5 protein-coding genes are annotated in these 14254 nt (G+C 54.9%); all 5 read right to left on the reverse strand.

Going from position 1 to position 14254, the window contains the following annotated elements; translation table 11 throughout:
* Positions 1-229: 229 nt before the first annotated feature.
* The 5 genes from KP003_RS14310 to KP003_RS14330 all read right to left on the reverse strand — a co-directional run bounded on the left by KP003_RS14310 (position 230) and on the right by KP003_RS14330 (position 14033).
* Positions 230-1516 (reverse strand): helix-turn-helix transcriptional regulator, encoded by a 1287-nt coding sequence (locus KP003_RS14310; protein ID WP_217299766.1) that lies wholly within the window; start codon positions 1514-1516, stop codon positions 230-232.
* Between the two features lie 435 nt (positions 1517-1951).
* Positions 1952-6178: a protein NO VEIN domain-containing protein gene (locus tag KP003_RS14315; RefSeq protein WP_217299767.1), complete on the reverse strand. Its 4227-nt coding sequence runs from the start codon at positions 6176-6178 to the stop codon at positions 1952-1954.
* Positions 6179-6743: 565 nt separating this feature from the next.
* Positions 6744-9890 carry a UvrD-helicase domain-containing protein gene (locus KP003_RS14320; RefSeq protein ID WP_217299768.1) on the reverse strand — a complete coding sequence of 1049 codons (3147 nt, stop codon included), beginning with the start codon at positions 9888-9890 and terminating at the stop codon, positions 6744-6746.
* Positions 9890-12673 carry a PD-(D/E)XK nuclease family protein gene (locus KP003_RS14325; protein ID WP_217299769.1) on the reverse strand — a complete coding sequence of 928 codons (2784 nt, stop codon included), beginning with the start codon at positions 12671-12673 and terminating at the stop codon, positions 9890-9892. Before KP003_RS14325 ends, KP003_RS14320 begins: the two co-directional genes overlap by 1 nt.
* A gap of 19 nt (positions 12674-12692) precedes the next feature.
* Positions 12693-14033 (reverse strand): hypothetical protein, encoded by a 1341-nt coding sequence (locus KP003_RS14330; RefSeq protein WP_217299770.1) that lies wholly within the window; start codon positions 14031-14033, stop codon positions 12693-12695.
* Positions 14034-14254: the final 221 nt, after the last annotated feature.

The raw sequence follows: 14254 nt of genomic DNA on the forward strand, positions 1-14254 counted from the left end.
GCTTTACCAATTGCCCCCCCCTTGTTAGCAAGACGCAGCTCCCTTGACCTCCCAGGGCGCTCGGACAATTCCCCGGACGAGACTCTTTACACCGTTAGATTAAACATGCTTGAAACATCATCGGCTTACTCTCTAGGGACTTCGAAGTCTCACCAAGGTGTAATGGCCGTCTCTTGGGCAGGTGGCTTAAGTCCTGCGTATGTATATTATGGGCAAAGCCCATAGCCTTTTAGCTTCTCAGATAATACTCTACTGCCCCCCGAGATATCCCCATTGTAGAGGCTATTTGCCTTTGGCTTTCGCCTTTCGCTCTGCGCTGAAGGATCTCGTTTTTGCGATCTTCCGCCTTGGCCAGATAATCGGCTCTGGTTACTTGCTTCCGGTTTCTCTCACGGTGACGCTCTGCCGCTTCTGCCTCGGATATAATGGTTTTCATCTGTCGCTCTTCGGAAGAACTGATTTGTAGCCAGTCGATGAGTGTTTGATTTCTAAACCGGTACCTAGGATCAACTTGCATCCCCTGGTAGTTTTGAAGTATCCCCGCATGGGCGTCTTTAGCTCTAGCAATGGCTGTCGATGAGTAGTTGTGAGCCTCTGCTAAACTCAGCCCTGGCGAGAATTCATGACAAAGCGCACGGATCTCGTCATAGACATCAACGACGAACCACGAAACAAAGCATGTGGCGAGGAAAAGGAAGGTATCGCGGTAGCCGATCTCTACACCACCGCGCAGTTCAGCAAGGGTACGGAGATCGTGAAGCCTGTCCCAATTGAGTTGCTTAGGGGAGAGTTTTTGAAGGCCTGTAGTGTTGCCTTTGCCGGTGACTCCTTGTGGTCGCGACTGTGCAATTTTCTTTTGGCGATGCTCCAAGCACAGTTTTCGGCATGCAGGAAGGATCTCCCTCGCAAGATCCTCAAAATCATGCGTTTGCCCACTTTGATAAATAACCCGAACGATTTCACCTGTTCGCTCATTTGTTGTGCCCTCCAAACGTAACACCCTGCATGCATCTTTTGCTCTAGTGTCCGCTGAAAATTTTGAAAACAACGCAACTAGATGGCCCATTATTGCATTCCAGCGAGGAAGCGCTTTTGCAGGAACCGGTTTTATCAAATACCACTTTAGATACACTCCCCTCCCGCTTGAGACTATGGCACTCGGTTCAGGGATTCCTTCAAAGTTGCAGTACTCTAATACCTGCCCTGCCACCTGCTGGGGAGTTAGATCCTTTAGTTCTGGCTGGTTGTAGTAGTCCAGGTCCAGAAACAGGAGTCCAAGGCGAGCCAAGTTTACGAGCAGGCGATTTGGCTTATAAAATTCTCCTTGCGAAATGTAGGTATCTTTTCGCGGATCTATAAGAGTCCGAATCTTGGGCAAAAAACTGAGCGGGTAACTGTGCTGTTTTTTGCCATGGTCATTGTTAGACAGGATGGAGAAGAAGCCGAATTTACAGGCATCGTGGTAGTGATCATGTTCCTGTAATGGTACAAATGATTGTAATTGCCCCAAGACCATACAGTCGGCTTCCCCCTTTGAGGCTAGAAATCCCGACAGCTGGGAATACCTCCCAGATGCGGTATTTAGGGGAATGCCTGGCGAGGCAGACAATTTTTAGGTGACGCGTGTGTGGAAGAGCGAACTTGTTTTAGCGAAGAAAAAAAAAGCCAACAGAAATGGTGAAGTGTTCAATGCTTGAAGAGGACGTATCCAGGGTTTCAACTTGGGGCACAACTTTGTGATACTTCGGAAAAACAAATCCCCGACTGCGTTTTGGAACGCAGACCGGGGACAGTTTTGAAAGGTTGGCTGTAACTACTTGACCTATTTTGAGTGTAACGAGAGATGGTTCAAATGTAACTGGCTGAGAAGGGAAGTAATTTAGCTAAAACAACGAAATCAACTCGTTGAAATTCACCTTCCGAGTGGTTCCAGTCCAATGTTTATCTAGGATTAGCCATTTACCATTTCTTGGATACCGCCGATTAGAGAAAATTTCTGAGTTTCGTTCGCACGATTCAAATCAACATAAACGGCAGGCTCAAGTGCTTCTTTTTGCCCGAGAGGATCCTGCAAAATACTCAATTGGTATTCGCGGACTCCGGACTTGTACAACCTGTAAATGAAGTACTTGCTCTTGTTATTAACTGCTGAAGTGCGTTCGTTGCCTTTCAATTCGATTGCGCCGCTTTCATGCTTGCGCCCCTTCACCTCGATAAATCGAAGTACTTTGTCGAGACCTCTGTTCGCCCCTGACTTGAATGCCTCCCTGTCCTCAACACTTCTGAAACTTAAGATATCGCAACCGAACGCCGACGTTCCAGTCAGTTGCCCAACTTGAAGCGGATATCGTGGTGGGGTGTCAGCCTCTTCAAACTCCATGGCCTTCTTCTCGCAGAACGCACCATCTGTTATACGATGAGCTGCCGTATACGTCCTCGGACCTCCCGTCATCTTATTAACTTTGAGATCCTGACGTTTCGGAACTCCAGAGGGAACGTGCGTTTCCTGATCGACCCGTAATAGGCTGTCGCCGTTTTGCTGATCAGTCGGAGAGGTTTCCTTATCAGGTTGAGCTCCGGGTTTTGAATCTGTCACATGATCAGTTGGTTGATCTTCATTTTTTAGCTCAGGCTCGCGAATCGGTAGATTCGTCGGCATAGCGGCAACTCGCGCCAAAGCATCTGTGCCTCCGAATTCTTCTATAATCTGCTCCATATTTTCGTCTGCTTCTTCTCCCCTCATCTTTTTCAAGAGGCTTTTCCTGTCCTTTCCTTTGCATAGAAACATCCTGGCAAATTCACCGCCATCGCCGATGCGAAAGATTGATGCGATAGCAGCGCCTACCGAGTCGGCAAGGAGGTCAGAAGCTATATCAAGAGGATCAGCAGGATCTGAACGTACATAAATGACATTATTTTCGATTATCCAGCCCCACACCGGCGGCACAAACTCAAAATCTCGGTCTTCATAGCGAATCACGGCGACCAATTCGAAACAGACCTTGAGAGAAAGAAGCTTCAAGGCATTCAAATGCTGGGTCTGGCTCGTTTGAGATGTGCGCAGACGGTATAAAAATGGTTTTGCTTTTTGGAAATCTTCATCTCTATCATCTGCCAGCTGAAAGCTTTTCACCCGTTGTTCGATGCCCATACGATCAATCGCTTTGACGCCGAAAACGCGATCAACCTTATCTGGACCGACCCTGAATGGTAGATCGACTATTTTCAAATTATTCAAGAGGCTGGGGGGCAAACCCTCAGAATCGGCATGTCGCAAATCGGAAACCGGGTAATAGTTCGACGCGCCTCCCGCATGTCCCCACATCTTGCCGTGTTTTATAAACTCCTCTCTTGCTAGTTGCCCATGCCCCATAGCGGAATCTGAAGCGTCCAATAGCCAGCGATATAAAGCTTTGGCCTGTCGCCCCTCAGGATCGCGCTTTGGCATTTCAACAAGACGCGCATATATGTCATCCAGTTCGAGCTCCGCCAAACTCGTCACAACGCCCGATCTGCGCCAGCCATCAAGTAAATCGGCATCCGAAACACCAAAAGTATGCATAGTCTCCGATGAAGGCTTCGGTGGGCGTGGGAAGAGAGCCTCTATGGCACGCTGCCCAACTACGCAGTCTCTCGGCCTCAACGCATCCCCTGACTCATTGGGAATCCAAGTGGAATTCTCGATCTTCCAGCGAATATAGCAGGGCAACGGTTCCTTATACTGCCTGCGGACTCGATCGGAGCTGTAGATGCTTGTCAATTCAGCGTGTGACGATTGCGGTCTGCCCCATTGATGTATGCGAGTATCAAGAGCGAGCCATGCTATCACTGCCGCATAATCGGCATCTCTGACAATCTCATTCAAACCGTCAACGCTACGAACTTTCCTGAGTGAAGCATTCTGCACCTTATCCTTAGATTGGAAGATATAATCTTCGAACCTGGCAGGGTATGCTATCTTCCCTAGTACATATCCCCTAAACCCTGTGTCCACCTCGTCAATTAATATTTCTCTCGGCCATTCAGCCACCCCAAGCCAGGATAGAAAATGGCTCAGCTCAGTAGTCTCGCAAGGGGATCCCAGTTCTATAGGATCAACTAACAGCTTTTCCGGTGCCCAGCTTTCGAACAAAGCTTGTACAATATTTCCTTGCGCACCGAACCCTCGCCCAAAGTACAGTTCATCTGCGGGACTCGCCGTCCCTGCCTGATTCGGCAAAGGAAGCGGAGATTTGTCAGGATATTCCGGTCTCCTACCCGTTTTCCCTTCGGACTGATACAAACCATACACCGTACTCCGCAACTCTTTATCGATGCTGGGTGACAGCGCAGGGTTATCCCGTTTACGCCGATTCGAAGCGGCGATCAACCTCCGAATGAGATTGGCGAGAGAATATTCCTGAACACCAAATGACGAGAGTTTTGTCTGAAGATCGCGTACATCTTGCGCTTCGAGTTGGCGCATCAACTCGATGCGCAATTCGTCATGCAGAAATCTAAGCGAAAGCCATGACGGGAGAACCGGAGGCACCCCGCTACTGGGGGAGGGAAATATTCTGACAGAATCGGGGACTGGAGTACCATTGCTGTCCAAAAGCAAAGAAGAACTGTGAGCCGATCTATCAACGCAGTTCTTGATGAATCCGGAGATTATTGCGGCTCGATCTTTTATTCGAATGTCGTTGACACCTTGAATCCTGGCCTTCAGATCAGTGCCATGCATTTCTGGCACTCCCAAAGTGGCAAAAAGCTCTTTTTCCTCCTGCTCCGAATATGAGACCACATCTGAGAACGAAGTAACTGGCAGCCACTCAGCACTTGCCCCGGTCACCAGACGCGCTTCATGCGGATAGCATGCAGTACCACTGAGAGTCGGAACAACCTTTCGACTCCTCGCAGCAGCCATCAATTGCTCCGGAAACTTCTCTCGGGTAAGATCGTTCGGGTAGCTTTTCAAGGGGAGAAGTAGCCGAAAACCGGCATTCGGTCCATCTGGATATTTTTCGGAGCGGATTTCTGCAACCGTTGCGATGAATGTCGCTAGTTGTTCGAGAACGTAACTGTTGCTACCGCATTGCTGGGTATGGTTCCGGCTTTGGTTGAGAACCAATGTCGCATGGCAAACCACGGGGAGAGGGAGATCCATCTCAGTGGGGAAATGAGAGAAAAGGGGTGACGATTTCAATTCGCTCTTGCTTTCAACATCGGGGACCGCAATCATTATTTCGAAATCCAACGGACCTTTTTGGTCTGAATCCAGCTTTTCGTCCGGGATGGTTCCAGATGTGCGGTGAACCTTCCACAATCCTAATGGCTCATCATTTTGCGTTATCATCGACAGGTTTGCATCACCTTCGGATCTCCAGGTCCTCTCCGGGCAATCTTCAGTTATAAACCGTACTTCTTTCAAGTTGGAAACGAAGAGAAGAATCTCCGGCCGCAAATTGTCAAGCTGCTTACGCGCCGCATAAAAGGCATTAGGTTGATCGAACGGCATCCCCATGACCGTGTCATATCCCTCTTCCCTCCATAATTTGCACCGCTCGAGAATCAACTTTTCCGCAGCACCACCCGCCAGATCATCGACCCTCCCGGTTTCGCAATAACTTGGAAACGGTAGAATAGGAAGGATGAGATCCTGTGGATCGCCCATTTCCTCAGAAATTCGATCGGCAAGTTCCTCACTCTGGGTTATCAACTCCGACAGTATCCGCTCAGAAAATGATCGATTGTAGGAGATGCCAAGTGCACCACTCAGAATGATGGGAGAACGTGACCAATTTAGGATGGACCGAAATCCCAAACCTTTGTTGCCGATGAAATTTCTCCGCCTGCGCCATTTTGGACTAAGGTTTGCCGTTGCCAAGGAAAGGACCCCGCCGACGGAAAACGTCGCGCCCGTATTTGCGACAACAAGCCCTTCCGGCAACAATTCTAGAACCACGCGTCCCGCAACTTGACTTTCCTGAGCCTGATCCGCTGCATTCTGCAGCAACTCAAGAATCTCTCGACCTTCATAATCGCGGGTGATTTCCTTCTCGTGTCTGTAATCCGCGATCAAATTGGCCGGCTTCGCAAGATAGGAAGCACGCGTTTTGCGCTCTTCTCCGGTAAGCCAGACAAACCACTCCTCCGCAGATCCCGGTATCCAAGAATCGTTAATGGCAGCATTCTTCATCGTTGAGTCTCCGCCCGGTGCATTTCAGAAATGACTGCTGACAGCCAGTTCTCGTGACTCTTTGTGTCGGATGATCATTTATCCAGTGAGTGCCCGTCTGCTGAGTAAGAATCTGAGTGAACATAACTATCAGGCGACTATGAAAAAAAGGCAAAAGCGGTGAGGTTCCGAAAGGACTGTAAACCGCCTTGACGCATGTCTGGATCTAACACACAACTAAATTCGCAAATATCATGCTAAAACATGGCGGTCAACCATGTTGCAAAAACATCACATCCTACAGCAGATTTTGTATCAATTGACCGTCCACTTAAACAGGGACTCTTGTTCATGCCACACACGGGGCATGCTCGGCACGATCATCGCCGGATGAAGGAGCTTGAGCGTAAACTCAGGTGCAAAGACAAAGGTCTTGCCGAAACTGCGGCGCTACGGTACCGGGTGCACCATCGTGTTAGTACAGTGGGCGCCGAAACGTAGGCCGGCCTGCCACCTCGGGGGGGCGAGTGCAGAGGTGGAGGCCACCGACGCGTCCAGCATTCAGCGTACGCACAGTTTTAGCACCCTACCCGGACATGCTTACCTTCCCGTGGCTCACCCAGTTGATGACGATACCTAAAACCTTCTTATCTGGCCACAGTGAGTACACCGCTTCACGATAAACCTCCAGTTGTGGCCGATAAAAAGCAAAAAGACTGTCAAATTCCTCGGATTGGTCACTCTTATGATCCACTATCCACAGACCCGCGGGGGTCTCTACCAGCAGGTCGATGGAACCGGCCACCACGCTGCCCTCCGCATTCTGGGCCAGGATCGGCACTTCCACATGGGCCCTTTCAGCCACCAAGAAATCTTTGAGCCAGGTACGGAAGGCTTCTATCCCGATACCGATAGCAGCTCTTCCCGCATCGCTTAGTTTTATCCCAAGAGAATCCGCCACAAGCTGCAGGCGATCGGGAGTATCCACGGAAGCTTCAAAACAGCGGTGCAAGAAGGTCCCGCGGTCAAATCCCTTGATCCCCAGATCCACACGGAGCGGTTCACCATAAGTAATGGTGTTTATCATCCCAGCTTCTGCTCCATGCTGCGAGGAGGGTGTCACGACTTCCGGTGTCAACTTACAGTACTGCGCGCCCTGCCGGATCGCCCGCCTGCCGAAGAATGGAAGTTCCGTTGTGCCCTGAGAGGTCTCATCTTCAAAACCCTCGGGGGCATGCTTTCCGCACTGCACCACGCGACAGTCGAACTTCTCCCCAAGCACGATCATCTTATTACCGTCAATCTCGACCCGGCCCGCTTGCTGTAGAATGGTCCAGTACGACGACTTTTCGGGTTCCTGGTACCGGCGGCACTCCAGGATCACCTTCTCGCGCGCCCTCGTGATGGCGACATAAATAAGGCGAAGTGCGGATTCCCGAAGTTCCGGCATCAGCGGCTCGGCAAAACGCTCCTGCGTCTCAGGAGCCACAAAGGCGGGGCTGATCTCCATACTGGCTTTATCGAGAACTGCAGCCAAGTCGTCAAAATCCTCGTACACAACCGACATTTCGGGGAAACGGGAATAAACCTCCGTGTCGGTGGCGCACACCGCGACAACCGGCCATTCCCTCCCTTTGGAGCTGTGCCAGGTGGTGAGCACAACGGCGTCCTCGTCCAGTACCCGTGGTGCCGGCTGCTTGTTATCCCGCTCCACCTTGCCGCGTAGCCAGGCAAGGAAAGTTTTCAAGCCGGTGCCATAGTACCTGCCGCTGACCAGAGCATCGACGTTCGCGCCTTGGAATTCCGCAGCTTCTCCCTGCAGCCGAAGCAGGTTGGCACGTGCCGAGGCGGCATCGGGCCAACAGCTGCAGCCATCATAGAGATCCAGTGCCTCCAATGCCGCGGCCACCAGTTCTGTCACCGTGGCCTCGACGGAAGATGGGACCAGTGCATCCAGTCTCGCCAGCACCGGGTCGTCGAGCTTCCGGCCGTCTAACAGTTCCGCTACGGCGCTCTGGAGATCGTGCCTCCCCAATTCTGTCACCGCCAGATAAAGGGCTGCATGACGATCCGTATGGTCGGCAAGGTAGCTGAGGGCATGAAAGGCGATCTGCACGGGGCGGGAATCAAACCAACCGTCCTCGTCCATGCGTGTCTTGATGCCCAATTGCCGCAGGGCCTCGGCGTACCTCTCAAGCCGCTCCTTGGCGGGACAGAGAACCGCTACATCTCCGCCGCGGATCCTCCTCTCCTTCTTGAGGCGCTTGTCGTAGATCTTCTGCTCATCATCCGCTAAAAGATCACGGATTCTGAGCGCCGTGTACTGAGCGGGTATCCGCGTGCTTCCCCGGTACGGTCCCTCCTCGAAGTCCATCACCTCCAGCGCCGTCTGATGGCTGGGATAGTTCGCCATGGGAGTGAGCTCGGTATAGGCATCCCCGAACAGCGCCTTCCCCACCTGGTTCACCCACTTCATGACTTTCGGAGTCGAACGCCAGTTACCGGTCAAAGGCCTTGTCTCATTGCGTGCTGCCAGGTTCTCGAGAAGACGCGGGTCCGCGTTCTGGAAGCCCATGATGGCTTGCTTGAGGTCCCCGACGATCACCGCAGGGACACCGCTTGAGAAAAGTGCCCACACCAGAGCGAACTGCAGGGGGTTCGTGTCCTGGAACTCATCGATGACCAGGCAGTCCACCCGCGTCTTCAACTCCTGAAGGACGTCCGGCCGCTGGGCGAGGAGGCGCTGGCTTATCGCCAGCATGTCGCTGTAATCCACGAGTCCCTTCGCCTTCTTGCCCTCGGCATACTGATTCAGGCATTCCTGGCTCACCTCCAGCAACCCCTCGACGTGTTTCATCGCCTGTTCCCGGGGGCCCGGGTGAGTAGGAAGCGCCTCGGCGGCCGCCATCACCACTTCCGCCAACGCATCGTAGCCGCCCGGGGTTTGAGCCCCCCGCTTGGAGAGCCTGAGCTGTCGCAGGCGCTGCCAGGTCTGCCAGTCTTGGTCCAGGTTCTCCGGATTTGAGGCGCGGGCCAGAGCCAGGAAGTCCTCCCTAAACTCCTTTTCAGCCGTCTTGTTCCCGGCAAAAAGAGGAGCGAGGCTCTTGGGAAAGGCTTGCAGGAGGGACGTCACCGCCCGTTGCAGCGCCTCCTTGAGAGGCTTGGCCTGCACCGTCTGCCCGTATACCCTCTCGACCATCTTCAGCGCATGCGGCGTGATCCGGGGATCCTCCTCCAAACGCCCTATGGAGCGAAGCTTCGCTATCAGTTGCAGCACCCGCTCCTTGAACTGGTCCTCGGCACCGGTACCGGTGTTGAAGTTGTAACGGTAGCCGTAGGCGGCAAGGTTCGCCAGCACATCCTCTGCCCGATCGGCTGCCGCAAGAGCGGTGCGTATCAGGACCGCCTCCTCGTCCTCATTCAAGAGACGTGGCGCCGGGGAGAGCCCGGCATCGAAGGCGAACTCGCTGAGCACCCTAAGGCCGAACCCATGAATGGTGGAGATATAGGAGCGCTCCAGCTTGAGAGCGTCATCGAGCCGCCCCCGCGAGACCAGCTCCTCGCGAATGCGGTCCTTCAACTCCCCGGCTGCGGCTTCAGTAAACGTTACGGCCACAATGCGATCCGGTTCGACCCATCCCTTGTTCACCCACTCCGCCAAAGTCTTCTGCAGCGTATAGGTCTTTCCCGATCCGGCTCCCGCCGGGATGATCGTAAGCGGCGGTATGGTCATCAAACGTTCCCCTTTTGTCGAACTTGGTCGGTGGTATCCTCACCTGCGTCTCCGGAGTCGTTCTTCATGAATAATGGTATGAGCGGAGTGTCGTCCAGGGCGTAGATGGTGATGCCAGCATTAGACTTGAACCACTCCGGATCATTCTCGTGATTTAGAGTCACCTTCCCCTGGCGCAGTTCGGCAATCCTCTCCCTGATCAACTCCATGGCCTTAGCGGAGATGCCGGCGCCCAGTTCCTCCATTCCTGCCACCTTCCCGTCGATCCAGCCACTGCTATCCGCAAGAGCGGTCTGATCATTCATAAGGTAGTACACCACCCCTATCTCGCCAGCTTGCTCCAACGCCTCCTTAAGGGCACCATCAGCAGACTTGCTGCCGCCGGTCTGGATCATGAGACGATACAGGGATGCCTGACTGTCGTACCCCTTTTTCATACGCTCGCGCCGCTGTCCGCTCCCGGCCTTCTTGTAATCGACTACGTAGAGCTGCCCTCCCGGAAGCCTCAGCAACAGATCGGCGCTGCCATGGATGGGTAGGGTATCGAGCACCCCCTTGAGCCAGACTTCATTCCCCAGAACCTCCGCCCCGATCTGGTCTAACAGCCCCCTCCAGTGCAGCGCAGCCACCTCGACCTCCTTTGCGAGGTGACGACGTTCCACATGCCACTCCGGCTCCAAGAGAAGCGGCTTCTTCCGTTCGATTGCCTGGTCGAGCAGGATAGGCACCTGCGCCCTTACCTCCGCGGGGCTCGGCAGCGGTTGGCCGGGCCTGAAGAGGTGCTCGAAAACGTGATGGGCCAAGGTTCCCTTGGAGGCGACATCCAGGGACTCCGGGCTCCACTCCCGCGGCTGTAGGCCGGCTCGGCTGAGGAGCCATGCCAAGGGCGAGACCATAAGGGTGTCGAGACTGCTGGGGGATTGCGGTTTGGGCGAGCCGTCCTCGTAACAGTGGATCGCCAGGAGATCCCGCTTGAGGAAGAGATCGTCCTTTTTCAGCTCGCGCTTCGGCAGCGGATAAGCCAGCGGGGCGGTCGGCAGAGAAACCACCTTCATTCGTTCTTCTTCCCGGTCCAGTTCCAGTACCAGCTCGTCAGGTTCGTCCGCTCCGAATACCTTGGCCAGGTAGGTGAGGGTCTGGGAGGGGCGCAGCGGTTTACCGAAGGGATCACGACGGGACATTAACAGGTTGAGTCGCTGCGACGCACAACCGATCTGCTCCCGCAGATGGGAACGGCGCCGCAGTGCCCCTGCACCGGGGGTCTCGATGGCGTAACCAGCGACCGCAAGAGCTTCGAAATCTGCGTCGGAAAAGACGGATGACACCGAGTGCTCCCGCGGATAGCGGCCGTTCACGAAACCGAGCACGAAAAGGTGTCGCACTTGGCGCCACGGGAGTTCGTGGTCAAGGAATACCGCTGCTCCCTCCCGCACCAGGGTCCCGGCCGCAGGACCAGTTACCGTTTCTGGCGCAGAGATCCTCATGAGGTCCCCCCAAGGCACCGCCCCTTCCTCCGTGAGCTCCGCTCGGCACCGTTTTATCGTAGCCAGGGCCCGCGCCACATGGACTTCCATCCCCTCAACACTATGCAGGAGCGCAGCGAATCGAAGCAGCGCTTTGGCCAAACCAGCTGCATCATCACTGCGCTTGGCCAGAAGGCGCAGCATCCGCTTTCCTTTTTCCGTCATGCACTGAGGCGCCCGCAGATCAGGTGCCCCCTCTCCTACTGCCTCCTGGGCCAAATCGTTACCGGTCTCCCGGCTCCAGGGCATGAGCGGAGAGGAAAGGAGCGCAGCAAGGGCCAGTGCGGGGGGCGGTTGTCGGCGGGTAGCAAGAAAAGAGAATACCGCCTCCTTCCCCAAGTCGCGCACCGGCTTCTCCACGGGAAGGCCAGACAGCGGCAGTCCCGCGCGGCGACACAGGAGATCAAGAGCGTCAAGATAGCACCGCTCGTCCGGTACCAGGAAGCCGAGGTCGGACGGTGCAAGTGCGGGGTCATCAGACAGGGCCTGCTGGGCCATCCCCACCGCCACCTCAACCTCTTCCAGAAAATCCCTCACCGCCAGGCACTGCACGGAAGGGTCGAGCGACGCGGTTGCCTCACCTGCTCCGAAAATGTTGCGCTGAAGAGCACCGAGTGAAGTTTCCGGTTTGGCGGCAGGAACACAAGCCATCACAGCGGTATGGAGCGCGGCAAAGCCCCCTCCGTCCGCAGAACAATCACGTGAAAGCTTCTCGAGGAGCGCCTCCTGCCAAGGGTCGAGTTTCAGGCGTACCGGATCACGGTAGACCCGCAAGAAACGGATCGCCTGTTCCGGCCCTGCCCCTAGAATCGATGAGATCACCTCAAGGTGGGGCGGGAGTAGGAAGCCCATCCGTTCATGGAGTCGGCCGAGATCGCGAAGGTGCCGGTGAGCGCGGGATGGAAGGATGCCATCAGCAGGAATGGTGAGTCGGCCGGAGGGGCCCGCGCCCTCCAGGAGAAGAGCGAGGGTCGAGGATACGGTCTCTATTGTCTCTCCAGGAGCCACTGCGAGGCTGGCGTTCCAGAATGAGCCGGAGAGCTCGCCTGCGGCGCTTTCCAGCGCATCCTGCCATGGCGATCTTGGTTCCGGCAAGAGGTACGCCTCTCGGGCGCGCTCCAGGAGCTCCTGCCAGGTGCCCACGACGAGCCCAGCAGCGCCTCCATGCTCAGCGACTGCTCGCCGTGCCGCGCGGGCGGAGGTCCTGTCAGGGAAGAGGAAAAAGTGTAGCGTCGCGTCGATGTTGAGAGGCATGGACATCTTGAATCTCCTTGGACCTTTACTTCAACATGCGTAGAATGATTCTGTCCTTGCCCAGGGTAGCCACTGAGATATCCAGTGGCTTCTCCCCGACCTTTTCCTTCAGTCGCACCCTGAGTCCCAGATCGTTGAGCTCGGAAGTGGCATCACTCTTCAGCTTCACGACGTCGAGCAACTGGGGGGCGGAGAGTAGACGCCGGTAAAAACCACGCGTTCCCTCCTTGGCAGATGCCACGAACCGCTCGATGACCTTTTCCCTCAACGACGCATGCTGATGTTGCCGAGCCAGCGCCGCAACCTGGGAGAGCTGCCCGGTGATGAAGCTCGGAAGTCCGTCGCGCCCGGCGATCCGGAACAGCTCCTCTGCCAGCTCGCCACACTGGTCCTCGCTCTCTTCTGCCTCGAGCTTGGCGCGAAGAAGAGGCTTGAGGTCGAGTCCATCGTCTCCAGACAGTCGCGGCGTCATGTTCCTGGCACGCCCAAAGAGCGCGATGAACCAGTCGCACAAGTCCTCCAGTTCCTGTTCGCTGAATCTGGACAGGAACAGGTCCACTTCCTCCCCTCTCCTGTTCCGCACCGCCTCCGGATTGCCAGCATCACAGCTTAGCCGGCTGAGCACGTCGAAATGCTCCTCGTCGTTCAGATACCTGGCCAGACCGTACATCGGCACAGGCTCCTTCTTTTCTTGGCACCGGTCCGATTCGGCATTTAGCTGCAGCTGATGGTAGGCGTCGCGCCAGGCGTGCTGGAAGTAATCGTTCTGGATCTTTTCAAAATGGGGAGCAAATTCTCCCCACACGATGAGGCCGGTATGGGGAAAGCTCTTTCGGGTCTCCATAACCTCAGCCTCCGCAAGGCTCCCGACGCCCAGGGTGGAAAGGAGGAGAAACTTCCTAGCCGGGGACTGCGGCTGGCGGATTATCGTGTTGAGCGAGTTCCAGTATCGCGCCATCTGCCCCGGCTTTACGCTGGTATCGAAGACTTTCCCCTCGATGCCGACAAAGAGTGGCAGGGAGCCGGCAGAAGTCTGGACCAAAAACGCCAGGTCCAGGTAATAGGTGCGCCCGTCCTTAGCGGGAAGCGGGAACTCGCGCATGATGGACGAGCCGGTGTACTGCTCGTGCAGGCGCAGTTCAGCCGCGAAATAAGGGGAGGCTTCCTTTGGAGACAGAAGGCAGAAATCGTCCGTCACCCCCTCTATCCCGAAGGTCAGGGTGAGGATGTCGCGAAACACAGGGCGATGGGTGCGGTAACAGTAATCGAGGCAAGATGCCAGGAAATATGTGAAGAAGTCCTCTTTTCTGCGCAGGACACCCAGGTAGACATCGAACATACGGAACTCCTGGTTGTGGTCCTTCATATCCCCTCCATCTCTTTACTATATCAATTCACATGGGAAGTTTCCTATCATACTCACAGTCATCTTGTCACGGACTATCCAGCGCTTCAGGACGTCGCCTCTTCCAATCTACCCGCATTACACGTCACTTTGTGTCGCTTACCTCCGGTACTGTTCTGTCTTAACCGATCTTATGGCTGTTTCCCGCGGGCGTGTTGTTTAGTTGCCGCAACTTGGCCATC

Source organism: Geomonas diazotrophica, from assembly GCF_019063885.1.
In the GTDB taxonomy this organism is placed as follows: domain Bacteria; phylum Desulfobacterota; class Desulfuromonadia; order Geobacterales; family Geobacteraceae; genus Geomonas; species Geomonas diazotrophica.

What these genes read in the sequence shown, in the direction of transcription:
- KP003_RS14315 (WP_217299767.1), bottom strand. Translation starts at nt 6,178, where the DNA reads ATGAAGAATGCTGCCATTAACGATTCTTGGATACCGGGATCTGCGGAG.
- KP003_RS14320 (WP_217299768.1), bottom strand. Translation starts at nt 9,890, where the DNA reads ATGACCATACCGCCGCTTACGATCATCCCGGCGGGAGCCGGATCGGGA.
- KP003_RS14325 (WP_217299769.1), bottom strand. Translation starts at nt 12,673, where the DNA reads ATGTCCATGCCTCTCAACATCGACGCGACGCTACACTTTTTCCTCTTC.
- KP003_RS14330 (WP_217299770.1), bottom strand. Translation starts at nt 14,033, where the DNA reads ATGAAGGACCACAACCAGGAGTTCCGTATGTTCGATGTCTACCTGGGT.
- KP003_RS14310 (WP_217299766.1), bottom strand. Translation starts at nt 1,516, where the DNA reads ATGGTCTTGGGGCAATTACAATCATTTGTACCATTACAGGAACATGAT.